This window comes from Sphingomicrobium aestuariivivum, from assembly GCF_024721585.1.
Classification (GTDB): domain Bacteria; phylum Pseudomonadota; class Alphaproteobacteria; order Sphingomonadales; family Sphingomonadaceae; genus Sphingomicrobium; species Sphingomicrobium aestuariivivum.
This window is the reverse complement of sequence record NZ_CP102629.1, coordinates 1286065-1310560: the sequence shown is the minus strand read 5'-3', so window position 1 is coordinate 1310560 and position 24496 is coordinate 1286065. Positions and strand designations below refer to the sequence as shown.

The window sequence follows — 24496 nt, the reverse complement described above, 5'->3', positions numbered from 1 at the left end:
CTACTCCTCTTCCTCGTCCGTCGAAGGGCCGTTCTTGGTCTTCGACTTGGGACTGAGCATGCCGGGCGAGACGAAGCCGATGGTCGGCTGGGGTTTCAGCGCTTCCTGCTTCAGGTTGGAGCGGATGCGTTCATATTGCTTGAGCATCTTGGCCGTGACCGAGGGCTTGGTCTCCTCGAGTGCTTTCTCGAAATCCTCCTTGCACACCTCGGCGCGCTCCATGTCGCGGCGCATGGCGATGAGGCCGGCGCGGCGCACGAGGTCCTCGAGGTCGGCGCCGGTGAAGCGGTCGGTGCGCTGCGCGAGATCGTCGAGGTCGACGTCCGGTCCAAGCGGCATCTGGCCGGTGTGGATCTCGAGGATCCGCCGCCGCCCCTCGAGGGTGGGCGGCCCGACGTAGATCAGCTCGTCGAAGCGGCCGGGGCGCAAGAGCGCGGGGTCGAGGAGGTTGGGGCGGTTGGAAGCACCGATGACGACGACATTGTTCATCTCCTCCAGCCCGTCCATCTCGGCGAGGATCGTGTTGACGACGCGCTCGGTGACCGCCGGTTCGCCCATCGAGCCGCCGCGCGCGGGCACGAGGCTGTCGATCTCGTCGATGAAGATCACCGTGGGGGCGACCTGCCGGGCGCGGCTGAACAGGCGGGCGATCTGCTGTTCGCTCTCGCCATACCATTTGGACAAAAGGTCGGAGGATTTGGTGGCGATGAAATTGGCCTCCGACTCGCGCGCCGCGGCCTTGGCGAGCAGTGTCTTGCCGGTGCCGGGCGGGCCGTAGAGGAGGAAGCCTCGGGCCGGGCGGATACCGAGGCGGCGGAAGGCGTCGGGGTGCCTCAAGGGCAGCTCGATCCCTTCCTTGAGCTTGTCGCGCGCCTCGTCGAGGCCGCCGATATCGTCCCAGCCGACGCGCGGGACCTGCACCATCACCTCGCGCATGGCGGACGGCTGGACGCGCTTTTGCGCTTCGCGGAAATCATCGGCGGTGACCGCGAGGCTTTCGAGCACTTCCTGCGGGATCTCGTCCTCGCCGAGATTGATACGCGGCATGATGCGACGGACCGCCTCGAGCGCGGCCTCGCGTGTCAGGCTCGCCATGTCGGCGCCGACGAAGCCATAGGTGCGGCGCGCGAGCTTGTCCAAGTCGACATCGTCGGCCAGCGGCATGCCGCGGGTGTGGATGCCGAGGATCTCGCGACGCCCCGCCTCGTCGGGCACGCCGACCACGATCTCGCGGTCGAAGCGGCCTGGGCGCCTCAATGCGGGGTCGATCGCGTCGGGACGGTTGGTCGCGGCGATGACGACGAGGTTGGCGCGCGGCTCGAGGCCGTCCATCAGGGTGAGGAGCTGGGCGACGAGGCGCTTTTCGGCCTCGCCCTGCACCTTGTCGCGCTTGGGGGCGATCGAGTCGATCTCGTCGATGAAGACGATCGAGGGCGCGGCCTTGGCGGCATTCTCGAACAGTTCGCGCAGCTTCTTTTCGGATTCGCCATAGGCCGAGCCCATGACTTCGGGGCCCGCGATATGGAAGAATTCGGCATCGCTTTCGTTGGCGACGGCGCGCGCGAGCATGGTCTTGCCGGTGCCGGGCGGGCCGTGGAGCAGCACGCCCTTGGGCGGGTCGACGCCGAGGCGCTGGAACAGTTCGGGATGGCGCAGCGGCAATTCGACCATCTCGCGCAGCGCGTCGATCGTGTCGGTCATGCCGCCGAGGTCGTCATAGGTGATGGCGGGCCGATCGCCCGCCTCGACCTTGGGCCCTTCGGGCATCAGTTCGATCTCGGTCTGGGCATCGATATGGACGATGTCCTGCGGCTGGGTGGCGACCACGCGCAGGCGGATCTCCTGCAGCGCGAAGGTGGGCGCCTGCAGGAGTTCGCGGATGTTCTCGGGCATGTCGGTATTGACCCGCTGGTGGCCAGCGGTGGCGACAAAATCGTCCTTGGTCAGCGGCGCGCCGAAGAAGCTTCGCTTCAACGCATCGGTCGAGCCGGACAGCCGCAAGCCATGCTGGGCGGGAGCGAAGCTGACCTTCTTCGCGGGCTTGGACACCGCCTTCTCGACAGTCACGAAATCGCCCGCGCCGACGCCGGCATTGGTGCGCTGGAGCCCGTCGAGGCGGATGATGTCGAGGCCGGCGTCGTCCTTGTAGGGGCGGATCGCGCGCGCCGGGGTGGTGCGCTTGCCGGTGATGGTGATGACATCGCCGTCGGCCAGCCCGAGCGCGTCCATGAGGCCCGCGGGCAGCCGCGCGAGGCCGCGCCCCGAATCGGCGGGCGGCAGGCTCGCCACCTGGACGCGGTTGGGCTTTACGCGGGTATCGCTGTCACTCTCGGCCACGGATGCTCCTTCGCTCTTTCACCGACAATGGGTCGGGCTCGGCAAAGGTTCAGATGGGAAAGGGACCGGAATGAAAAAAGGGGCGGGGTGCGCGCTCGCCCGGAAAGAAAATGGGGCCCGATCGCCGAAACGACCGGGCCCCGTCAGGAGAGGATGCCGAACCAGTGGTTCGACGCAACCTTTATCGCACCGCACCATTTATTGTGCAAGTGCAAAAGTTGTGAACGTTCACTTTTTTATGATGCCGACGACCTTGCGCACCGCCTTGCGGGTCAGAAAACGGCTGGAATTGGCCGAAATCTTGTTGGCTACGCCGGGCACGACCACCGCCTTGTTGGCCTCAAGGCCCTTGATGCCGGCCGCGACCACTTGCTCGGCGGTCATCTTCACGACATCGACCGCCGAATTGCCGCCGAAACCCGCCACATCGCCGAATTCGGTCGCGGTCGGGCCGGGGCAGAGCGCGCTGACGTGGATGCCCGTCTTGCGATATTCCTCGTGGAGCGCTTCGGACAGCGACAGCACGAAGGCCTTGGTGGCAAAATAGGTCGCCATGCCGGGCCCCGGCTGGAAGCTTGCAACCGAGGCGACATTGAGGATGCCGCCGTGGCCGAGGCGCTTCATGCCGGGGATGACGCCATGCGCGAGCTCGGCGAGGAGCCCGCAGTTGAGGTCGACCATCTGCCGCTGGCGCGCGCTGTCGAGCGCATCGAAGGCGCCGACCAGCCCGAAGCCCGCATTGTTGACGAGGGTGCCGACCTGCTCGCCTGCCGAGGCGATGTCGGCGAGGAGGCGGCTGGCGGCGTGCGGCTCGGAGAGGTCCATCGCCACCACCCGCGCCTTGCCGAGCTCGGCGGCAAGCGCATCGAGCCGGTCGCGACGACGCGCGACCAGCACGAGCTCATGCCCCTTCGCCGCATATTGGCGGGCGAATTCGACACCGAGGCCCGCCGAGGCCCCGGTGATCAGCGTGACAAGCTTGGTCATGCGCCGATCCTCAGGAAACGGTCGCCTTCACGATCTTGCCCGGGTTGGGCACCGGCTCGCCCTTGGGCAGCGCATCGACATGCTCCATGCCGCTCTCGACCTGGCCCCAGACGGTATACTGGTTGTCGAGGAAGCGCGCGTCGTCGAAGCAGATGAAGAACTGGCTGTTGGCCGAGTTGGGATCGGGGGTGCGCGCCATCGAGCAGGTGCCGCGGACATGCGGTTCGGCCGAGAATTCCGCCTTGAGGTCGGGCAGGTCCGAGCCGCCGGTGCCGGTGCCGGTGGGGTCGCCGCCCTGCGCCATGAAGCCCGGGATCACGCGGTGGAAGACGACGCCGTCGTAAAAGCCGTCCTTGGCGAGGCCGGTGATGCGTTCGACATGGCCCGGCGCGAGGTCGGGACGCAGCTTGATGACGACGTCGCCGCCGGTCGAAAGGGTGAGGGTCAGGGTATCGGCCATGAGGCGATTTCTCCGCTTTGGGTTTGATGTTGCAGGCCGATGTAGGCGCGCGGTGGCCTACTGGCCACCCCCTTGACCCGCATCGTTGCCCGCCGCGCCCGCGCCCATGGCCGCGACCTTGTCCTCCACATCGGCCAGCAGCGCATCGAGCTGATCGCGGCCGTGCAGCCTGCCCGCGTGGACAACCGCCACGATCGTGTCGCTGTCATCGATGTCCGCCAGCGGATCGCCCGACAGGAGCACGAGGTCGGCGCGCTGGCCCGGGGCGATGGCGCCGAGGTCCTCGCGCCCGAGGAAGCCTGCGGCCACGCTTGTTGCGGCTCGCAGCACGTCCATCTCGCTCAAACCTGCCGCCACGAGATGCGACATCTCGTCATGATAGGAAAAGCCCGGGAAGGACATGGTGTCATTGGCATCGGTCCCGACCATCACGGGCACCCCGGCATCATGCGCCAGTTTCGTAGTCCGTAGCCCGAGCCGGTAGAAATCCTCGAGGTCGTCGCGCAGCGCGTCGGGCATCGCCGCCGTGCGGTCGAGGTCCCGGTCCCAATAATGCTTCTGGAGCGCGGGGACATAGGCGAACCGCGGATCCCCGCGATAGGCGGGATCGGCGGCGCGATAGTCCATCTCGCGGGTGAGGTGGGTCGGCACATAGCCGGTTCCCGCCTCGCGCATCGCGGCGATCTGTGCCTCGCAGATGGAAGGATCGAAACTGTCGCGGGCAAGGCCCGGCATGGCCGCGCGATCGGGCCAGTCGCCAGCGCCGGTCAGCGCCGCGGCGACGGCGCCGCGGAACACCGCGCCATGGCGCGAACAGTCGAGCGGCAGGTCTCTTGCATGCTCGATGGAGCTCATTCCCATGGCGGCGACCTCGCCAACCGAGAACATGAGCGGCACATGGCCGGCAACTCCGAGGTCGCGCGCGGAAGCTTCGTCGAGCAACGCTTCGAAGGCATCGGGCATGAATTCCTGGCTGACCTTGAGGAAGGTCATGCCCTCGGCATCGAAAGCCGCGACGGCCTCGCGCGCCTGCTCGGGGGTCGCGACATGGTAGCGCGCCGCGCGGCCCTGCGCCTCGTCGGGGCGGTTGCTGTCGATCTTTGCAGTACCCAGCGAGAGCAGGGTGGGGCCGGCCAGCTGTCCGGCAGCGATCTTCTCCCGGCTCTCGAGCAACTGCTGGCGGCACATGTTCATCGGCCCTTCGCCTTGCGGGCAGTCGGCGGACATGTCGCGCAGGCCGGTAATGCCATTGGCCAGCATCAGCGCTAGCGTCGTCTCGTGGAGCATGCCGTAACCGACATGCGCATGCATATCGATGTAGCCGGGAAGCAGCGTCAGGCCGCGCCCGTCGACCACCTGCCGCGCGGCGACCCGAGCCGATCCGGTGGGGTGGAGCGCAACGATGGACCCGCCTTCGACGAGGACATCCTGCGCCTCGAGCACGCGGCGCGTTGCCGGATCGATGACACGCACGTCGCGGATTAGCACGTCGGCGCCGATCGCGGCGGGCATTGCGGCCGATGAGGTGGCGGCAACCGTGGCTTGCGGTGCGCTCGTGCATCCGGCGGCTGCGGCTGCGAGTGCGGCCGTCGCCGCCAAGGTGATGAATTTCATGGAAGCCCCCTTACGACTGGATCTGGATCACCGTCATAGCGTATTAATACACCATTGCAATAGAGGCTGTTGTTGCGCCATCCCCGGGCGCGGCCTAGGAGGGAAAGGCGCAATTTTCGCGGGGGAGATCCGACATCAGCAACCTGCCGACGACGCTCGATGACGAAGATCTCGTGCTCGACGAGGACGATCGCATGCGCCCCGATTTCGTCCGCGAGGTGGTCGAGGATGTGCGCGAGGGGCGCATCGAGGATGCCTGCGCGCTGGTCGCCGAACTGCACCCCGCCGACCGCGCCGACCTGATCGAGCTTGCCGGTCCCGAGGACCGCCCCGCCATCATCACCGCGCTCGGCAGCCTGATCGACGCCGACGTCTATGCCGAGATGAACGAGCACGTCCGCGAGCTCGTCATCGAGGAAATGGAGCCCGAGGACGCCGCTGGCCTGGCCTCCGAGATGGACACCGACGATGCCGTCGCCATCCTCGAGGATCTCGACGAGGAGGACCAGCAGGCCATCCTCGAGCGGATGGAGCCCGACGATCGCGCCGCGGTCGAGGAAGCGCTCTCCTATCCCGAGGAGACCGCGGGCCGCATCATGCAGCGCGACCTCATCGCGGTGCCCGAGCATTGGAATGTCGGCCAGGTCATCGACTATCTGCGCGCCGGCGACGAGCTGACCTGCGACTTCTGGGAAATCTTCGTGGTGGGCCCCCAGCACCATCCCGTCGGCACCACCAAGCTGTCGACGCTGCTCAGGACCCAGCGGACCGTCCCGATCACCGAGATCATGCAGGAAGAGCAAACGCTCATCCCCGTCGAGCTCGACCAAGAAGAAGTGGCGCTCAAGTTCCAGAAATACGCGCTCATCTCGGCCGCGGTGGTCGACGACAGCGGGCGGCTTGTCGGCATGATCACGGTCGATGACGTGGTCCACATCATCCAGGAAGAAGCGGGCGAGGATACGCTGCTTCTCTCGGGTGCGGGCGAGGGCGACATCAACGAGCCGGTGCGCGAGGCCTATTCGGGGCGCGTACGCTGGCTCATCGCCAACCTCGGCACCGCGCTGCTGGCGACCTTCGTCATCGCCCAGTTCGAGGACACCATCGCGCGGCTCGCCATCCTCGCCGCGCTGATGCCGATCGTCGCGGCATTGGGCGGCAATGCCGGCACGCAGGCGCTCGCCGTCACCGTGCGCGCGCTCGCCACCAACCAGCTTACCGGGTCGAACCGCTGGCGTGCGATCCGCCGCGAGGGGCTGGTCGCGTTGTTGAACGGGGTGACCATCGCGCTGGTGCTCGGCGTCGGGGTGGCGATCTTCCTCGACCCGATGATCGGCGCGGTCATCGCCGTCGCCATCCTCTTCAACATCCTCGTTGCCGGCCTCGCGGGCGTGCTGGTGCCCGTCGTCCTCGACCGCTTCGGCGCCGACCCTGCGGTCGCGAGCAGCGTGTTCGTGACCACCGTGACCGACACGATGGGCTTCCTCGCCTTCCTCGGGCTGGCCAGCGCGGTCCTTTTGTAAGGTATTGAACGGGCAGCAGGAAAGCGCCACTTTGTGGCCCATGTCCTGCGTGCACATGACCAAGGTGGCCTATGGCTGCGCGAGCCTGCCGACGCTCGAGAAGCGGATCGCGCGGCGCGCGAGCGGGGGCAAGGTACGCATTGTCACCAAGCGCCGCCCCGTGCGCCACGCCGAGGTGCTCAACGGCGGTCGCCTGCACTGGATCGTCAAGCATCGCATCGTCGCCCGCTCGAAGGTCATCGGCTTCGAGGAGCGTTCCGACGGGCGCTGGGATATCGTCCTGTCGGACCAGCTCGAGCCCTGCGCGGCGCAGCCCAAGCGCGCGCACCAGGGCTGGCGTTATCTCGAGGCGAAGGATGCGCCCGGCGACGAGGATGACGGCACCGGCATCGGTGCCCTGCCGCCGCGGCTCTACGGCAAGCTTGCCGCGCTGGCGCTGGTCTGAGGCCTAGCGGCAGCCCGTCACGCTCGGCGAGCCGACGAGGCGCAATTCGCAATTGGGGCGACCGGCAAGGCTGATGTCGCCGGTGCCGATGGCGTCGATCCGCGCCTCGCGCGCGGGGCCGAGACGGACCATCGAGGGACCGTCCACGCCGATAATGGCGCGGTCGCTCTCCAGCCCTTCGGCGGCCAGCGACGACATGCCGCGCACGATCAGCGTGGCATCCTCGACATCGCCCGCCACCTCGGCGCTCGCCGCGCCGTTTAGCGCGACCTCGAGTTCCTCGACGACGACATTGCCGACGGTGGCGCGGCCCGCACCCTGGATGGCAAGGCCGAAAGCCGGACCTTTCACCTTGTCGATCGCGATCATGCCCGAACCATTGACCCAAACCTGCCGGACATTGTGCGTGCCGATGCGGATGGCGACCGGTTCGGCGCGGTCGCGCTCGCTGCCCGACCAGTTGGAGCGGTTGGCGGAGATGATGAGCGTGCGCCCCTCGACCCGCATGCGCACCCCGTCCACCGCGGCCGAATTGCCCTCGGCGATGGCAAAGGGCGAGCGATCGGTCACCATCTCGACAGCAAAGCCGCCATCGAGGCGGACCTTGTCGAAGTCGGTGACGGTGAAACGACGCTCCTCGGCCTGCGCAGGGCTGGCTAGGGAGAGGGCGGCAAGAAAAAGGGCGATGATCCTCATGGAAAAGGACCATCGCCCAAAATGGTTAACAACGCCAGAAGAGGCGCGCGCCTAGCTGCAGGTCACGTCGCCCGAACCGGCCTTGGAGACGGTGCACTCGGCGCCGCCGGTGAAGACGACGTCGCCCGACCCGATGATCGAGACGTCGGCCGCGCCGGTCACGATCGCGGCGACATCGCCCGATCCGGCGATGGAGACATCGGCGCTCTCGGCTTCCAGCTCGGGGTTCTCGAACCCGCCTGACCCGGCGATCGAGATATCGAGGCGCGAGACCTTGCCCGAGGCGTAGATGTCCCCCGAGCCCGCGACCGAGAAATCGGCGCTGGTGGCGGTGAGGCTGTCGATCCGCAAGTCGCCCGAGCCGGCGATCGAGCCGTCGAAGCGGCTGCCCGAGGCCTCGGCGATCTGCACGCTGCCCGAGCCCGCGATGGACGCGCCCTCGATATTGGGGTGGGTGATGCGGATGTCGATCTTGTTGTTGCCGTCCCAGCTGACGCGCTTGCCGTCGGCGTCGCGACGGGTCTTGATCTCGAGGGTGCCGTCCTCGACGTCGAACTCGGTGTGGCGGATGATATTCTCGCCGCCCTCTGCCGTGACGACGATATCCTCGCCCGGCACGACGGTGATATTGTAGGCGCCCGCCACAACGAGGTCGCTGAAATCGGCGACCTGGACCGTCTCGGTGACGACGCGGCCCGGCTCGATCGAGACGTCATCGCCGTCGATAATGTCGAGATTTCCCATGCAGGTCGAAATGGCGCCGCTCATCAGCGCGATGGTGGTGGCCTTGAAGATCATGATCCTAGCTCCGTCCTTGGGTGCCTAGCTCGTGCAGCTGACGTCGCCGCTGCCGGCCTTGGAAATGTTGCAGGTCGCGCCGCCGCTGACGACGACATCGCCCGAGCCGGCGACGCGAACGTCGGCTTCGCCCGTGACCCGCGAATTGACGTCGCCCGATCCGGCGATGCTGATGTCGGCATTGGCGGCGATGAGTTCGCGCGTGCTGATGTCGCCCGACCCCGCGATGGCAATGTCGAGCCGCTCGGTCGTGCCTGCGGCAGAGATGTCGCCCGAACCGCGCACGTCAAATGCCAGCGTCTTTGTATTCACTGCATCGAGGCGAAGGTCGCCCGAGCCCTTGATGTTGCCGGTAAAGGCCTCGGCGTCGACGGCCTCGAGCCGCACGTCGGCCGAGCCGAGGATGGTCGCCTCGCTGATGCCGGGCGAAGTGATACGGATCGTCGGCACCTTGTCATCGGCCCAGCGGAAAATGACGCTGCCGCGCTCTTCCGGGCGGATGGTGAGAAGCCCGTCGGCGAAGGAGAATTCGGTCTGGTCGATGACGTTTTCGGGCCCGACCATCTCGACCGCCACCGCTTCGCCCGGCACGACGATCACGTCATAGCGACCGCTCACCGCGAGCCGGTCGAAGTCCTGCGCCTCGATGGTGCGCGTGACGGCGGGACCGGTCTCGATCTCGATCCGATCCTCGCTCACGAAGTCGGCGCAAGAGGAAATGGCGCCGGTGAGAAGCGCGATGGTGCTGGCTTTGACGAACATGATGCTTTGGCGTCCCTACTGTGTTGGCACTCTAATACGCCATCCAAGAGGGAGGCACAAGAAGGCGGGGCGGGCTTTTCGACCAACGGCGGATACGAGAAGGCCCGACCGTTTCCGGCCGGGCCCCTTGGTGATCAGGTCGATCAGGCATCAGAAGATGCGTCGCGGATCCCCCGGACGTTTTTAGGCGTCCTCTTTTTCCGCATTCCAGATCTTCGCGGCGTCATCGAGCACCTTGATGATCTTCTTGAGCGCCGTCTTCTCGTCGGTCTTTTCCATCGCGCCGAGTTCGCGGGCGAGGCGGCTCGAGGCGGCCTCGAAGATCTGGCGCTCCGAATAGCTCTGCTCGGGCTGGTCGTCGGCGCGGAACAGGTCGCGGGTCACCTCGGCGATCAGGATGAGGTCGCCCGAGTTGATCTTGGCTTCATATTCCTGCGCGCGGCGCGACCACATGGTGCGCTTGACCTTGGGCTTGGACTTGAGGGTTTCCATCGCCTCCTTCATCGCCTTGTCCGACGACAGCTTGCGCATGCCGGTCGATTCCGCCTTGTTGACGGGGACGCGGAGGGTCATTTTCTCTTTTTCGAAACGGAGCACGTAGAGGTCGAGCTTGGCACCGGCAATCTCGGTCGACTGCAGTTCGATGACCTTGCCGACACCGTGCTTGGGGTACACGACATAATCGCCGACATCGAAGCTAAGGGCCTTGCTCGCCATAGATAAATTCTCCGTTGGACCACGCTGGGCATGCTGAAGCGGTCGCGTCCCCCGTACGTTGACCGGCCCCATGTTGCGTGCAGCGTTGGTGAGTGTTCCTGCGTGAAGAAGCCGTCGCGTTGGCGCGGCGGCTCGTGAATGACAATTATATAACAGAAATCCTATTCAAATGCGAGTCCCAGTTGTTTTGGACCACCCAACTCCTCCTCCACGGGGGACGACAGGCCCAATCCCAAGAGACGCACGCCTTTTTCCAGCGGAAACAGGGGACTGAGGAGCGAACGACCCGCGGCGTGGAAGGTTTCCGCATCGGTCACGGGGGCAGTGAAGCTCCTGGCCCGCGTGATGATCTCGAAGTCGGCATATTTGACCTTGAGATTGACCGTCCGGCCCTTGAAATTCGCCTTCTCGATCCGCGCCCAGGCGATCTCGCTCACGCGGTCGAGCTCGGCATAGGTCTCGGCCTCGCCGCGCACATCCTCGCCAAACGTCCGCTCGGCGGAGCAGCTTTTTCGCACGCGGTCCGATCTCACGGGGCGCTCGTCGATGCCTCTGGCGATGCGGTAATACCAGTCGGCGCTCGACCCGAAGCGCGCGCGCAGCTCACGATAGGGCCAGGCGGCAAGGTCGGCGCCCGTCATGATGCCAAGCCGGTTCATCTTCTCGGCGGTCTTGGGGCCCACCCCGTGGAAGCGTTTGACCGGCAGGCTCTGGACGAAGGCGGGGCCTTTGGCGGGCGGGATGACGCACAGGCCGTCGGGCTTGTTCTGGTCGGAGGCGAGCTTGGCGATGAACTTGCAATAAGAGACGCCCGCCGAGGCGGTGAGGTTCGTCTCCGCCTTGATCCGCGCGCGAATGTCCTCGGCGATCGCCTTGCCCGAGCCGAGGCCGTGGGGATCGTCGGTGACGTCGAGGAAGGCTTCGTCGAGCGAGAGGGGCTGCACCGCGCTCGCATGGATTGCGAAGATGTCGCGGATCTGCTGGCTGACCTCGCGATACACATCGAACCGCGATTTCACGAAGATGAGGTCGGGGCATTTGCGCCGCGCGGTGACGCTCGGCATCGCGCTCCGCACGCCAAACTCGCGCGCTTCGTAACTTGCTGCCGCGACGACACCCCTGTGTCCGCCGCCCACCGCGACGGGCTTGCCGCGCAGCTCGGGATGGTCGCGCTGTTCGACCGACGCAAAGAAGGCATCCATGTCGACATGGATGATCTTGCGCCCGTCGGCCCCGGGTTCGGGCAGGTCTGGAGAATCGGGGTTCACACTCACATGTCCCCTCCTAGCGCCTTTTCCTCTCCGCCCCGATATGCTTTAGGGCGCGGCGACTCTTTAGACATTTCGCGAAGCGAAGGACGAACCGCATGAACATCCATGAGTATCAGGCCAAGGAACTCCTCAAGGAATTCGGCGCCCCGGTGCCTGCCGGCATCCCCGCGATGAGCGTGGAAGAGGCGGTCGAGGCGGCCAAGCGGCTCCCCGGCCCGCTCTGGGTGGTCAAGGCGCAGATCCATGCCGGCGGCCGCGGCAAGGGCACCTTCAAGGAACTGCCCGAGGGCTCGAAGGGCGGCGTTCGCCTCGCCAAGTCGATCGAGGAAGTCGAAGCCCACGCCAAGGACATGCTCGGCAACACGCTCGTCACCATCCAGACCGGCGCCGAGGGCAAGGAAGTCCAGCGCCTCTACGTCACCGATGGCGTCGACATCGACAGCGAATTCTATCTCGCCATGCTGGTCGACCGTGCCTCGGGCCGCCTCGCCATCGTCGCCAGCCCCGAAGGCGGCATGGACATCGAGCAGGTCGCGCATGACACGCCCGAGAAGGTCCACACCTTCACCATCGATCCCGCGACCGGCCTGATGCCGCATCACGGCCGTTCGGTCGCTGCCGCGCTGGGCCTCAAGGGCGACCTCGCCAAGCAGGCCGCCAAGGTCACCGCCGCGCTCTACAAGGCGTTCCACGGCACCGACGCCTCGCAGATCGAGATCAACCCGCTCGCCGTGTCGGGCGACAAGCTGATGGTCCTCGACGCCAAGGTCGGCTTCGATTCGAACGCCATGTTCCGTCACAAGGACATCGAGGAACTGCGCGACCTCACCGAAGAGGATCCGATGGAAGTCGAGGCCTCCAAGTACGACCTCGCCTACATCAAGCTCGACGGCGACATCGGTTGCATGGTCAACGGCGCGGGCCTTGCCATGGCGACGATGGACATCATCAAGCTGCACGGCGCCTTCCCCGCCAACTTCCTCGACGTCGGCGGCGGCGCCGACAAGGAGAAGGTCACCGCGGCCTTCAAGATCATCCTGTCGGACCCCGCCGTGAAGGGCATCCTCGTCAACATCTTCGGCGGCATCATGCGCTGCGACACGATCGCCGAGGGCATCGTCGCGGCGGCCAAGGAAGTCGACCTCGACCGTCCGCTGGTCGTCCGCCTCGAGGGCACCAATGTCGAGAAGGGCAAGGAAATCCTGGGCAGCAGCGGCCTCAAGATCATCGCCGCCGACGACCTTGGCGATGCCGCCAAGAAGATCGTCGCGGAGGTCAAGCAGGCCGCCTAGGCCCCTGCCATCATCGAACAAGGGAAAGGGTCGCTTCGGCGGCCCTTTTTCGTATCAGCCGCCGCCACCGCCACCCATCAGCAAATAGCCGAGCCCCGCCGCGACCGCAGCGAGGCCGACGCTCACGCTGATGACGAGCAGGAGCCCGTCGCGCACCAGCAGCGCCAACCCGATGAAGACGATGGCCAGCATCGGGCCCGAGCTGGCGAAGGGCAGCACCTCGAGGAAGGGCACGGCAGCGCACAGCGCGAGGATGACGATGGCGGCGAGCTTGATGAAGACGCCGCGCGTCAGCCCCTTGAAGCGCCTGTGAAACCACTGGTCCATATGTTCGGCCACGCCCTCGGCCTTCTCCGCCGACTTTTTGAGCTTGTCGCCGGTAACGCGGCGGTTCTCGAGGAAGTCGGGAATCCAGATATGGTCGCGCCCGAGCAGCATCTGGAAGGCGAAGATGGAGATGGTGACCGCGAGCACGGTCGGCACACCGGGGATGGCGCCCAAGGGGGTGATCTCGAGCAGCGCGGGCACGATGAGGAAGGGCGCATAGGTACGCGTACCAAAGGCATCGGCGACGTCGCCGACCGACACGCAGTCCTGTTTCTCGCCGATCTCCTCGAGCCCCTCGACGATGTCGCCGACCGACTTCACGGGGCCGATCTCGCCCTTGCTGTCATGCGTACTCATGACGGCCCAACAACGGATGGTCGCGAAATGTTGCGTTTCCGGCCCCTACGGAACTCCGACCATTTGACGCGCGCTCTTTAGCCAAGCATATCGCACTCGAAATTTCAGTCAGGAGAAGTCAGCCCATGAAGCTGCTGGTCGCCGTGAAACGGGTGATCGATTACAACGTCAAGCCTCGGATCAAGCCCGATGGCAGCGGTGTCGATCTCGCCAACGTCAAGATGAGCATGAACCCCTTCGACGAAATCGCCGTCGAGGAAGCCGTGCGCCTCAAGGAAGCCGGCAAGGCCGACGAGATCGTCGTGGTCTCGGTCGGTCCGGCCAAGGCGCAGGAAACGCTGCGTACCGCGCTCGCGATGGGCGCCGACCGTGCCATCCTCATCCAGAGCGATGAAGACGTCGAGCCGCTGGGCGTGGCCAAGCTGCTCGCCAAGGTCGCCGCTGACGAGAACCCCGACATGATCGTGCTCGGCAAGCAGGCGATCGACGACGACAGCAATGCGACGGGCCAGATGCTCGCCGCCATGCTCGACTGGGGCCAGGGCACCTTCGCCTCGAAGGTCGAGCCCGCCGATGGCGCGGTCAGCGTGACCCGCGAGATCGACGGCGGCCTCGAGACCGTGAAGCTCCAGCTTCCCGCCGTGGTCACCACCGACCTTCGCCTGAACGAGCCGCGCTACGCCTCGCTGCCCAACATCATGAAGGCCAAGAAGAAGCCGCTCGAGACCAAGACGCCCGATGACTATGGCGTCGACGTCACGCGCCGCCTCACCATCACCAATGTCGCCCCGCCGCCCGTGCGCGAGGCCGGTGACAAGGTCGGCAGTGTCGATGAACTGGTCGCCAAGCTCAAAGAACTGGGAGTTGCCTGATGAAGACGCTCGTTCTCGTCGAACATGACGGCGCCGCCATCAAGGACGCCACCCTTTCCACGGTGACCGCCGCCGCCAAGCTCGGCGAAGTGCACCTGCTCGTCGTCGGCAAGGACGTCGGCGGCGTCGCCGAAGCCGCTGCCAAGATCGACGGTGTCGGCAAGGTCCATGTCGCCGATGCCGCGCATCTCGAGCACCAGCTCGCCGAGGATGTCGCGCCGATCATCGTCGACCAGATGGGTCACCATGACGCCTTCCTCGCGCCCGCCACCACGACCGGCAAGAATGTCGCCCCGCGCGTCGCCGCCAAATTGGACGTGGCGCAGATCAGCGACATCATCGCGGTCGACGGCGACGACACGTTCAAGCGCCCGATCTACGCCGGCAACGCCATCGCGACGGTCCAGTCGTCGGATGCGAAAAAGGTCATCACCGTGCGCGGCACCGCCTTCGACAAGGCCGCCGCCGAGGGTGGTTCGGGCAGCGTCGAGGCAATCGACGCCGGCGCGAACAGCGCCAAGTCGGAATTCGTCTCGGCCGAACTGTCGGAAGGCGATCGTCCCGAGCTGACCAGCGCGGGCGTGATCGTCTCGGGCGGCCGTGCCTTCGGCTCGAACGAGGACTTCCACAAGCTCCTCGACCCGCTCGCCGACAAGCTTAACGCCGCCGTCGGCGCCAGCCGCGCCGCGGTCGATGCGGGCTATGCTCCCAACGACTACCAGGTCGGCCAGACCGGCAAGATCGTGGCCCCCGAAGTCTATATCGCCATCGGCATCTCGGGTGCGATCCAGCACCTTGCCGGCATGAAGGATTCGAAGGTCATCGTCGCCATCAACAAGGACGAGGAAGCGCCGATCTTCCAGGTCGCCGACATCGGCCTCGTCGGCGATCTCTTCCAGATCGTCCCCGAGCTGACCGAGAAGCTCTAGGGCTTTTCCGAAACCGGACAGGAAGGGGCCGTGTCACCGTCGGGTGGCGCGGCCCTTTTGCTATTCGCCCAACACGACCGGGGTGGTCAGCATCAGCTCGAGCGCTTCCCAGTGCGTCATGCCCTCGGCGACGCGCGCCTCGATCCACTGCTCGACCATCTGCTCGCCCAGCGCATAGTTGATGACATAGGCGCGGTTGGCCTCGGCGAAGGCGACCTTGCGCTCGGCCTGCGCCTCGTTCTGGAGGTAATAGTCCATCAGCGCCCGCACCGCTTCGGCGCGGGTCATGTCCCCGTCGAGATAGGCGCGGCTGACGAGCTGCTGCACCTCCTCGACCCCGCCCATCGCGCTGGTGACGGCGTGATAGCGTTCGGCCTCTGCCGGATCGAACCCCGCCAGCGGGAAGAGCGTGTCGCGGTAGAGCGCCAGCGTGGCGGCATCGTCGAAGGCGAGGCGGCGGCCATAGTCGGCGCTCCCCTCGGCGATGAGCGACTGGGGGGAGTAGAGCGGATAGACCGAATATTCGACCCAGCCGCGCTTGTCGGCCAGCTCCTGCTCGAGCAGCGAATTGAACAGATGGTGCCCCGGATAGCCTTCGTGGCAGCCGAGGATGATCGCCTCGTCGGGGGTCACGTCGCTGTCGAGATTGACCTGGATGAGGCTCTGCGAGCCGCCCTGGTACCAGTTGTAGCCGCCCCAGACCTTGTCGCGCACCAGCTCCAGCTCATAGGCCTCGCCCTCGGGCATGGCGATGTGCGGGATCGTCGCGGCCTTGCAGGCGGCGGTGGCCGCAAGGATCGCCTCGCCGACATTGTCGTCGGGAATGACGAAGCGATCGACATAGTCGGTGACCCGCGCCGCCACCGGCCCGTCGCCGGGCACCAGCGCGTCGAGCCGCGCGATCGCCGCATCGAAGCTCGACAGGTCGCGGGGCGCGGGCGTGGCGCCATAGAGGAGGCGGGCCTCCTCGTCGAAGGAGAAGGCGCGCCCCTCCATCATCTCGAGCCGGGCGGATGCCGCGCGCAGCTGGGCATCGAGCGCGTCGCGGCGCGCGATGAGCAGCGGGTCCTCGGGCGCGATGTCCCCGAGCGCCGCGCGCAGGCGGCCGACCTCGGCCTTCAGCGCCGCCTTGTCGCGCGGGCTCGCCTCGGCGGCCTCGCGCCATTCGGCGGGGCCGTGATAGGCATCGACATAGCCCTCCTCATGCGTGCCGATCTCCAGCGTCGCCTTCACATAGGCTTCGGCGATCTCGTCGAGGGTCAGCGCGGGCGGCGCATCGGTCGTGGCGCAGCCGGCAAGCGCGGCGGTGGCGAGAAGGGCGGTGATCAGGCGCATGGACTAGGGCTCCCCCGTGGATGGTCACGGAGGAGGCTAGTCGGCTTGGCGGATGCGGGAAAGTCCCGCGTCTATTCCTTGGCGGCCTCGGGATCGTCCGCGTCGCCCGCGAACAGGTCGTCGACCCGCTCCATGTCGTCGGTCCGGCTCGGGATCGGCGGGGTGAAGCGCAGGACGAGGAAGCCGGCGATTGCCGAAAGGAGCGAGCCTGCCAGCGTGCCGATCTTGGCGGCATCGACCAGCTCGGGCTCTCCCGGGAAGGCCAGCGCGCCGATGAACAGGCTCATGGTGAAGCCGATACCGCACAGCATGGCCGCGCCATAGATCTGCGCCCAGCGGGTGCCGCGCGGACGGGTGGCGAGGCGCAGCTTCACCGCGGCCCAGATGGCGCCGAAGACGCCGATCTGCTTGCCGATGAACAGGCCGAGCATGATGCCGAGCGGCAGCGGCTGGAACAATGCGTCCATGCTCGAGGGCAGCTCGACGCCGGCGGCAACGAAGCCGAAGACGGGCACGATGAGGAACATCACCCAGGGGTGGATGTCATGCTCGAGCTGGCGCAGCGGCGACTTCTTCTCGCCGGTGCCGAGCGGGATGGTGAGCGCGGCCATGACGCCCGCGATGGTCGCGTGCACGCCCGAGGCGAGGACGAGATACCAGAGGATGGCAAAACCGATGAGATACCAGAGAAGGCGGCGTACGCCGTACATCGCCATGACCGCCATCATCCCCATCACGGCGAGCGCGCCGCCGAGGGCATAGGTGTTGAGGTCGGCGGTATAGAAGAGCGCGATGATGATGACCGCGCCGATATCGTCGACGATGGCGATGGTCACGAGGAGGAGCTTGATCGAAGCGGGCGCATAGCGGCCGAGGATGGCGATCACCCCGATCGCGAAGGCGATGTCGGTGGCGGCGGGGATGGCCCAGCCGTGGAGGACGGCGGGATCGAAGCCGACGACGATCGCGAAGACGAGGGCGGGCACGGCCATGCCGCCGATCGCGGCGATGATCGGCAGGCGGCGTTCGCGCGGGGAGGACAGGCGGCCCTCGAACCATTCGCGCTTCACCTCGAGCCCGACGAGCAGGAAGAAGATCGCCATGAGGCCGTCAACGACCCAATATTCCACGCTGAAGGTGCCGAAGCGCGGCCAGCTCGGGCCGAACTTGTACTCGAGCAGGTGGTGATAGCTTTCCGCGAAGGGCGAATTGGCAGCGATCAGGGCGGCGAGCGCGGCGCCGATCAGCACCAACCCGGCGAGTTTTTCCTGCGCGGCGACATCTTGGGGGGTCTTGGCCATGACGCCTGATAGACAGACGCAGGCGCGCTCGCCAAGGGCCTAAAGGTCACAGTGTGTGGAAAATGGTGCCTGGGGACGGGATCGAACCGCCGACACTGCGATTTTCAGTCGCATGCTCTACCAACTGAGCTACCCAGGCGCCGGGTCATCGCGCGGCGGATGCCGCTTGCGGTGAGGGGCCTCTAGCGAGCCTCGTCATCGCTGTCCAGCCCTTCTTGCATGACGGGCGGACCGGGGATGCGATAGCCGTCGCCGAGCCACTGCAGGAGGTCGCGATCCTTGCAGCCGCGCGAGCAGAAAGGGCGGTATTCATTCACCGTCGGCTTCTTGCAGACGGGGCAGGTGGCGGGCGTGTTCGGCATGCGGCTTCACATGGCGCGGACGGCGCGCCCGTTCAACCCAGCACGCGGTCGTAAAGCGCGCGCAGGCGGCCGAAGGCACGCTCGGCGGCGGCCTCGTCGTAAGCGGGGCTGTCGAGTACGGTCCAGCCATGGTCGCCCGCATAGACCTCGATCTCGGCGGGGCGACCGGTGGCGGCCATCGCGCCGCGCAGCACCGACTTGTTCTCGGGTTCCTCGGCATCGTCGTCCTGCGCGATGGCGACGAGATAGGCGGCCTCGCTGCCCGAGAGCTGGCGGTGCGGGCTGTCAGGCGCGTCGGTCACCAGCCCGCCGCCGTGAAAGCTCGCGACCGCCGCGATGCGGTCGGGCCGCGCGGTGGCCGAGCGGAAGGCGAAGGGACCGCCCATGCAATAGCCCTGCACCCCGATGCCGGCATCGCTTTCGACGGCGTCCTCTTCGTCGAGCCAGTTGACGATGGCGCGGGTATCGGCGGCGATCGCCTCGGGGGTGAGCGCCTGTCGCCACGGGCGGCCCTTGGAGAAACCCTCCTGCTCGCGGAAGTCGGCGAAGTCGTCGAACAGGGGGGCGGTGCCGGTGCGATAATATTGATTGGCGACGAGCACTGCGCGGCCGGTGGCGGCGAGCCGGCGCGCCATCACTTCGAAGGCAGGGCGCAGGCCGGCGATGTCGGGCCACATGATGACGGCGGCGGACGCCTCGCCCTTCGGGTGGACGAAGAAGCCGTCCATCGTGCCGCTGGCGGTGGAAATGGAGACGCGGCGCTCGCGCAGGCCCTTGGGGCTGCCCATGCCGCCGCCCGCGCAGGCCGCGAGCGTGGTGGCGAGGCCGAGCACCGCGAAGCGGCGGCGGCTCATCTTGAGCAGGTCGGGGTCGAGGGGCGAGCGCTTGCACATGGATGGTGTCTCCTTCGAGACCCCAAGGCGGGAGCGCTGGCCGAAGTTCCGCTTATGCGCCCTGGACCGTCGCGCCTGACAGCGAGAGGTCGGGGCGGGGTTCGAGCGTTACCGTGCCGCCGACCTTGCGCTCCAATGCGGCGATCCAGTCGGGGCGCAGCGCGGCGATGACGGCGGGGTGGGCCTCGATTCGCGTGGCGCCGACGTGGCGTTCGGCGCGGCGCAGGAGGGCGCGGGCCTCAAAGGCGGCGCGGTCGGCGGCGAGATCGATGAGGCTGGCGCGCGTCCTGGGGCGCACGACCTGAACGAAGCCGAAGCCGTTCATCGCGGTCCGCTCGAAGGGTTTTTCGAGATACATGTCGAGGATGTCGCCGACCTGTTTCTTCGCCTCCTTGCCCTCGATGGTGGGGAAGTCGATGCCGGTCGCGCCGCCAAGATCGAGGCGGCGGATGGCGCGGGCGCTCGCCCAGGCGGCCATCTGCGAGAGCTTGTCGGCGACGAGCCAGCCGTCGACGTCGATCATGGTCATGGCGCTGGTCGGCTCGATGCGCAGTTGGCCGCCGTCGAAGTCGATCATGCCGGTGCGGGCTTCCTCGATGAGGTCGTCCCAGCCGGTTATCGTGCCGGGTGTGCCGTCCGCCAGAGGCGGGGCAGGGGCGGGGGCCTCGTCGCTCTGGATGGCGAGCGCGCGCTTCCACGGCTCCGCGCCGCCCAGCGCCTCGCGGGTGACGCGGATGCGGATGGTCGCGCCCTCGCTGATCCCGCTTGCGCCGCGCGGCAGGAGGAATTGTTCGCCGTTCGCTTCCACCGTGACACGGGGGGCGATGGCGAGAAGCTTTGCATCGAGGATCGTGCCCGCGGGCGTCACGCCATGACGACGGACGCGGGCCTCGAGAATGTCATCGCCCTCGATGAGCGCGGCGCGGGTCTCGCCGATGCCTTCCTCGAGGATCCACTCAGGCAAGGGGGTATCCCGCTGCTTTCAGCATGTTGCGCGTCTCGGCGAGCGGCAGGCCGACGACGTTCGAATGGCTGCCGTGGATGAAGCGGACATAGACCTCGCCATAGCCCTGCAGGCCATAGCCGCCGGCCTTGCCCATCCATTCCTCGGTCATGGCGGCGTAGGTGTCGATCTCGTCCTGGCTGAGGCGCTTCATGGCGACGATGGTCTCGACGACCTTCTCCCACTTGCGCCCGTCGGGGGCGACGGCGGCAATGCCGGTGAAGACGCGGTGGCGGCGGCCCGAGAGCAAGGCGAGGCAGTCGCGCAGCGTCTGCTCGTCCTCGGCCTTGGGCAGGATGCGGCGCCCGACCGCGACCACCGTATCGCCCGCCAGCACGAGCGCGTCGGGGTGACGCGCGGCGACTACCGCCGCCTTTTCCGACGCGAGGCGGCCGGCATGGGGGCGCGGCAGTTCGCCCGCCTTCGGATCCTCGTCGATATCGGCGGGATCGATCAGGTCGGGCGTCACATGGATGCGCGCCAGCAATTCGCGGCGGCGGGGCGATGCCGAGGCGAGGACAAGCTTCATCGGGGGCGGTGCCCTTACTTGAAGCGGTAGGTGATCCGACCCTTGGTCAAATCGTAGGGGGTCAGCTCGACGAGGACTTCGTCGCCGGTCAGCACGCGGATGCGGTTCTTGCGCATCTTGCCGGCGGTGTGCCCGAGGATCTCATGGCCGTTCTCCAGCTCGACGCGGAACATCGCGTTGGGCAGCAGCTCGACCACCCGACCCCGCATCTCGAGAAGTTCTTCCTTGGCCAATGTCCATCCTTCTTCGCGGTTAAGTGGTGCCACGCCCCTTAGCGGGAAGCCCCTGAAAAGAAAAGCGGGAGCGTGGGTTGCCCCGCGCTCCCGCCCATCTTGGCTGTTGATCGAGGTCAGATCAGCCCGTGACCCGCCCCCGCCAGCGCCGCGAGCAGCAGGATCGCGACGATGTTGGTGATCTTGATCATCGGATTGACGGCCGGACCCGCGGTATCCTTGTAGGGATCGCCGACCGTGTCGCCCGTCACCGCGGCCTTGTGGGCTTCACTGCCCTTGCCGCCGTGATTGCCGTCCTCGATATATTTCTTGGCGTTATCCCAGGCACCGCCGCCCGAGGTCATCGAGAGGGCCACGAAGAGCCCCGAGACGATGACGCCGAGGAGCAGCGCACCCAGCGCGGCAAAGCCGTTCTGCTGGCCCGCCACCGCGGTGACCGCGAAATAGACCACCACCGGCGCGAGCACCGGCAGGAGCGAGGGGACGATCATTTCCTTGATCGCTGCCTTGGTCACGAGATCGACCGTCTTGGCGTAATCGGGGCGTTCCGAACCGTCCATGATGCCGGGCTTGGCCTTGAACTGCTCGCGCACGTCGATGACGACGTCGCCCGCCGCACGGCCGACCGCGGTCATGCCGAGGGCACCGAAGAGGTAGGGCAGCAGCGCGCCGAGGAGCAGGCCGACGATCACGTAAGGATTCTCGAGGCTGAAATCGACATCGGTGTCGGGGAAATACTTCCGGAGATCGGTCGTATAGGCCGCGAACAGGACGAGCGCCGCGAGCGCCGCCGAACCGATGGCATAACCCTTGGTCACCGCCTTGGTCGTGTTGCCGACCGCGTCGAGAAGGTCGGTCTTCTCGCGCACGCTGTCATCGAGACCCGACATTTCGGCGATGCCGCCGGCATTGTCGGTGACGGGGCCATAGGCGTCGAGCGCCACGACCATCCCTGCGAGGCTGAGCATCGCGGTGGCCGCATAGGCCAGCCCCATCAGGCCTGCCAGCTGGAAGGCGATGACGATGGCGACGACGAACAGGAGCGTCGGCAGCGCGGTCGCCTCGAGGCTGATGGCGAGGCCCTGGATGACGTTGGTGCCGTGACCCGTTTCCGAGGCCTTGGCGATTGACTTCACGGGGCGGTAGTTGGTGCCCGTGTAATATTCGGTGATGAAGATGATGAGGCCGGTGACGACGAGGCCCACCATGGCGCACCAGAACAGGTCCATGCCGGTGAAGGCGCTGAGCGTGGTCGTGCCCTCTTCGGCGAGCGGCGCGCCCGGATCGACGTCGGTCATCACGCCGCCGATTTCGGCGGTCATGTCACCAAGCGCGAACTGGATGGCGAACCAGATGAGCGGCACGGCGAGCACCGCCGAGACGATGAAGCCCTTGTACATGGCCGCCATCACGTTGGTCGAATTGCCCGAGAGCTTGACGAAATAGGTGCCGATGACGCTGGTCAGGATGCACGCGCCCCCGATAAGGAGCGGCAGCGCCATGAGCGGTACGAGCAGGTCGCCCGCAACGGGGCCGAGCAGCAGCGCGGTGAGCACCATGGTGATGCCGACGGTGACGACATAGGTTTCGAACAGATCGGCCGCCATGCCCGCGCAGTCGCCGACATTGTCGCCCACGTTATCGGCGATCACGGCAGGGTTGCGGGGATCGTCCTCGGGGATGCCGGCTTCGACCTTGCCGACGAGGTCGGCACCGACGTCGGCGGCCTTGGTGAAGATGCCGCCGCCAAGACGCGCGAAGATCGACACGAGGCTCGCGCCGAGCGCGAGGGCAGTGAGGCCGATGACGACGGTGCTGTCGTCGGCCGCATAGCCGCCGGGCCCGATGAGATAGGCGAAGTAGCCCGCGATCGCGAGCAGCGCGAGGCCGACAACGAGAAGCCCCGTCACCGCGCCCGACCGGAAGGCCATGGTCAGGCCGCCCTGCAGGCTGGTGCGGGCGGCTTCGGCGGTGCGCACATTGGCGCCGACCGAGACGTTCATGCCGATGAAGCCCGCGACACCCGACAGGATGGCGCCGATGGCAAAACCGATCGCGGCGACCACGCCGAGGAAGAGCAGCACGACAATCGCCACGGCGATGCCGACGATGGTGATCGCCGTATATTGGCGCTTGAGATACGCCTTGGCGCCTTCCTGGATGGCGCCGGCCACCTCGACCATACGCTCGTTGCCCGCCGGTGCGCCGAGCACCTGGCGGGAGGTAATGATGCCGTAGAGCAGCGCAACGACGCCGCAGGCAATCGCGATCAACACCAGATCCATACTGGAAACCCCCCTGTTCGGGACGGCGAGTATGCCGTTCCCATGATGTAACGACCAACAGGTGTAACGCACATTTGCCAGTGCGCAAGGCTGGTCAAAAGGGAGGTTGATGTGGGTTAGGAAAGGGTCAGCGCGAACAGGCTGCCGCTCATCAGGCCGAGCATGCCGAGAAGGAAGCGGCGGGGATCAATCGCGATCATGTTCATGGCCGAGCCTTTCGGGCAGTGCGACCGGTTCGCCGTCATGGGTGAGGGCAAGACCGGTGCCGGACGCCAATCGTCCGACGATCTCCACCCTCGCCCGTCTTGGTAAAGATTGTCTTACCACATCCTCGTCTTCGGGGGCGATGGCGGCGAGCAGCGCATAATCGTCGCCGCCCGTCGCCGCGAACAGCCGCGAGGCGCGCGTGTCGCCTTTCTCCGCGACGAAAGCGGCTTCGAGCGGCAGCGCGCCGAGGTCGATGCTCGCGCCGAGCCCGCTCGCCTGCGCCATGCGCCGCGCATCGAGCAGCAGCCCGTCGGACACGTCCATCATCGCATGGGCAAAGGGCGCCAGCGCCTGTCCCGCCGCCAGCAGCGGCACGGGGCGGCGGTAGATGTCGACCAGCGGCCCTTCGGCGGCGGCGTCCTTGTCGAGCGCCTCGAGCCCCGCCATCGCCCCGCCAAGCGTGCCGACGAGGAGGAGGAGGTCGCCGTCCCGCGCGCCGTCGCGGCGCGGGGGCGGTCCTGCCGGCTCGCCGATCGCGGTGAGGCCGAGGACGCGCGGCGCGCCTGACGGTAGCGCGACCGTGTCGCCGCCGATGAGCGGCAGGCCGTAGCTCTCGCCCGCCGCCGCGAGGCCCGCCAGGAACCGCTCTTCCCATTCGCCCGCTTCGCTGTCCCCGAGGGGCGCGCCGATGGTCAGCGACAGGAGCGCACCGACGGGCCGCGCACCCTTGGCAGCGAGGTCCGACAGGTTCACCGCGGCAAGCTTCCAGCCCACGCTCTCGGGTGGGTCGTCGGCGCGGTAATGTACCCCTTCGACAATGGTGTCATGGGTCAGCACGCGGCCGTCGAGATGCGCGACATCGTCGGCAAGCCCGGCAGCGGCAGGATGGTCGGCGAGCAGCCGGAGACGCGCGTGCAGCCGCGCCTCGAGGCTCGATGACGGCTTCACAGGGGGGCGTTCT

The 24496-nt window shown here is 66.9% G+C and carries 24 protein-coding genes and 1 tRNA gene; 5 read left to right on the top strand and 20 right to left on the bottom strand.

Translation table 11 applies throughout. From position 1 onward, the window contains the following. The 4 genes from NUW81_RS06800 to NUW81_RS06785 form a co-directional block, all read right to left on the bottom strand. On the bottom strand, positions 1-2337 hold the full coding sequence (locus tag NUW81_RS06800; RefSeq protein ID WP_245111763.1) for a CDC48 family AAA ATPase: 2337 nt from the start codon (positions 2335-2337) through the stop codon (positions 1-3). 228 nt (positions 2338-2565) lie between these two features. Further along, complete coding sequence (locus tag NUW81_RS06795) at positions 2566-3324, bottom strand: SDR family NAD(P)-dependent oxidoreductase (RefSeq protein ID WP_245111762.1); 759 nt, start codon at positions 3322-3324, stop codon at positions 2566-2568. 10 nt (positions 3325-3334) lie between these two features. Beyond that, positions 3335-3784 (bottom strand): peptidylprolyl isomerase, encoded by a 450-nt coding sequence (locus NUW81_RS06790; RefSeq protein WP_245111761.1) that lies wholly within the window; start codon positions 3782-3784, stop codon positions 3335-3337. Positions 3785-3841: 57 nt separating this feature from the next. Beyond that, positions 3842-5398, bottom strand: a complete 1557-nt coding sequence (locus NUW81_RS06785; protein ID WP_245111759.1) for an amidohydrolase family protein — start codon at positions 5396-5398, stop codon at positions 3842-3844. A 194-nt stretch (positions 5399-5592) separates the two neighbouring features. On the opposite strand from NUW81_RS06785, the gene mgtE reads away from it, so the two are divergent. Then, positions 5593-6921, top strand: coding sequence for a magnesium transporter (gene mgtE, locus NUW81_RS06780; protein ID WP_245113726.1), 1329 nt, complete (start codon positions 5593-5595; stop codon positions 6919-6921). Positions 6922-6961: 40 nt separating this feature from the next. Further along, complete coding sequence (locus tag NUW81_RS06775) at positions 6962-7366, top strand: DUF1489 domain-containing protein (protein WP_245111757.1); 405 nt, start codon at positions 6962-6964, stop codon at positions 7364-7366. A 3-nt stretch (positions 7367-7369) separates the two neighbouring features. Here the strand turns inward: NUW81_RS06775 and NUW81_RS06770 are convergent, their stop codons facing one another. The 5 genes from NUW81_RS06770 to dinB all read right to left on the bottom strand — a co-directional run bounded on the left by NUW81_RS06770 (position 7370) and on the right by dinB (position 11613). Further along, entirely contained in the window at positions 7370-8062 is a 693-nt protein-coding gene (locus NUW81_RS06770) for a GIN domain-containing protein (protein ID WP_245111756.1), read from the bottom strand. A 51-nt stretch (positions 8063-8113) separates the two neighbouring features. Next, the gene (locus tag NUW81_RS06765; protein ID WP_245111755.1) at positions 8114-8860 is read right to left on the bottom strand and encodes a head GIN domain-containing protein; all 747 of its coding nucleotides are present in this window, start codon (positions 8858-8860) and stop codon (positions 8114-8116) included. A gap of 24 nt (positions 8861-8884) precedes the next feature. Further along, positions 8885-9622 (bottom strand): head GIN domain-containing protein, encoded by a 738-nt coding sequence (locus NUW81_RS06760; RefSeq protein WP_245111754.1) that lies wholly within the window; start codon positions 9620-9622, stop codon positions 8885-8887. 183 nt (positions 9623-9805) lie between these two features. Beyond that, on the bottom strand, positions 9806-10339 hold the full coding sequence (locus tag NUW81_RS06755) for a CarD family transcriptional regulator (RefSeq protein WP_245111753.1): 534 nt from the start codon (positions 10337-10339) through the stop codon (positions 9806-9808). Positions 10340-10500: 161 nt separating this feature from the next. Then, positions 10501-11613, bottom strand: a complete 1113-nt coding sequence (dinB, locus tag NUW81_RS06750) for a DNA polymerase IV (protein ID WP_260508485.1) — start codon at positions 11611-11613, stop codon at positions 10501-10503. A 92-nt stretch (positions 11614-11705) separates the two neighbouring features. Here dinB and sucC point away from each other — a divergent pair, with 92 nt between their 5' ends. Continuing rightward, positions 11706-12902, top strand: coding sequence for an ADP-forming succinate--CoA ligase subunit beta (gene sucC / locus NUW81_RS06745; protein WP_245111752.1), 1197 nt, complete (start codon positions 11706-11708; stop codon positions 12900-12902). Positions 12903-12956: 54 nt separating this feature from the next. Here sucC and NUW81_RS06740 read toward each other — a convergent pair whose 3' ends face one another. Then, on the bottom strand, positions 12957-13586 hold the full coding sequence (locus NUW81_RS06740) for an exopolysaccharide biosynthesis protein (protein ID WP_245111751.1): 630 nt from the start codon (positions 13584-13586) through the stop codon (positions 12957-12959). 125 nt (positions 13587-13711) lie between these two features. Here NUW81_RS06740 and NUW81_RS06735 point away from each other — a divergent pair, with 125 nt between their 5' ends. Continuing rightward, positions 13712-14458, top strand: coding sequence for an electron transfer flavoprotein subunit beta/FixA family protein (locus tag NUW81_RS06735; RefSeq protein WP_245111749.1), 747 nt, complete (start codon positions 13712-13714; stop codon positions 14456-14458). After that, entirely contained in the window at positions 14458-15387 is a 930-nt protein-coding gene (locus tag NUW81_RS06730; RefSeq protein WP_245111746.1) for an electron transfer flavoprotein subunit alpha/FixB family protein, read from the top strand. The genes NUW81_RS06735 and NUW81_RS06730 overlap by 1 nt, the downstream gene beginning before the upstream one ends. 60 nt (positions 15388-15447) lie before the next feature. On the opposite strand, the gene NUW81_RS06725 is transcribed toward NUW81_RS06730, so the two are convergent. The 10 genes from NUW81_RS06725 to thiL all read right to left on the bottom strand — a co-directional run bounded on the left by NUW81_RS06725 (position 15448) and on the right by thiL (position 24483). Further along, positions 15448-16722, bottom strand: coding sequence for a hypothetical protein (locus NUW81_RS06725; RefSeq protein ID WP_245111744.1), 1275 nt, complete (start codon positions 16720-16722; stop codon positions 15448-15450). 71 nt (positions 16723-16793) lie between these two features. Beyond that, positions 16794-18023, bottom strand: coding sequence for a Na+/H+ antiporter NhaA (gene nhaA / locus NUW81_RS06720; protein WP_245111742.1), 1230 nt, complete (start codon positions 18021-18023; stop codon positions 16794-16796). A 63-nt stretch (positions 18024-18086) separates the two neighbouring features. Next, positions 18087-18162, bottom strand: a tRNA-Phe gene (locus tag NUW81_RS06715). A 43-nt stretch (positions 18163-18205) separates the two neighbouring features. Then, positions 18206-18385, bottom strand: coding sequence for a DNA gyrase inhibitor YacG (locus tag NUW81_RS06710; RefSeq protein ID WP_245111740.1), 180 nt, complete (start codon positions 18383-18385; stop codon positions 18206-18208). A gap of 32 nt (positions 18386-18417) precedes the next feature. Next, entirely contained in the window at positions 18418-19278 is an 861-nt protein-coding gene (locus NUW81_RS06705; protein ID WP_245111737.1) for a dienelactone hydrolase family protein, read from the bottom strand. 52 nt (positions 19279-19330) lie between these two features. After that, positions 19331-20242 (bottom strand): ribonuclease E/G, encoded by a 912-nt coding sequence (locus NUW81_RS06700; RefSeq protein ID WP_245111735.1) that lies wholly within the window; start codon positions 20240-20242, stop codon positions 19331-19333. Beyond that, positions 20235-20810 carry a Maf family protein gene (locus NUW81_RS06695; protein WP_245111732.1) on the bottom strand — a complete coding sequence of 192 codons (576 nt, stop codon included), beginning with the start codon at positions 20808-20810 and terminating at the stop codon, positions 20235-20237. The genes NUW81_RS06700 and NUW81_RS06695 overlap by 8 nt, the downstream gene beginning before the upstream one ends. A 14-nt stretch (positions 20811-20824) precedes the next feature. Next, positions 20825-21043, bottom strand: a complete 219-nt coding sequence (gene infA / locus NUW81_RS06690; RefSeq protein WP_147042814.1) for a translation initiation factor IF-1 — start codon at positions 21041-21043, stop codon at positions 20825-20827. A gap of 116 nt (positions 21044-21159) precedes the next feature. Then, positions 21160-23328, bottom strand: coding sequence for a sodium-translocating pyrophosphatase (locus NUW81_RS06685; protein ID WP_245111730.1), 2169 nt, complete (start codon positions 23326-23328; stop codon positions 21160-21162). Between the two features lie 186 nt (positions 23329-23514). Beyond that, complete coding sequence (thiL, locus tag NUW81_RS06680; RefSeq protein WP_245111728.1) at positions 23515-24483, bottom strand: thiamine-phosphate kinase; 969 nt, start codon at positions 24481-24483, stop codon at positions 23515-23517. Positions 24484-24496: the final 13 nt, after the last annotated feature.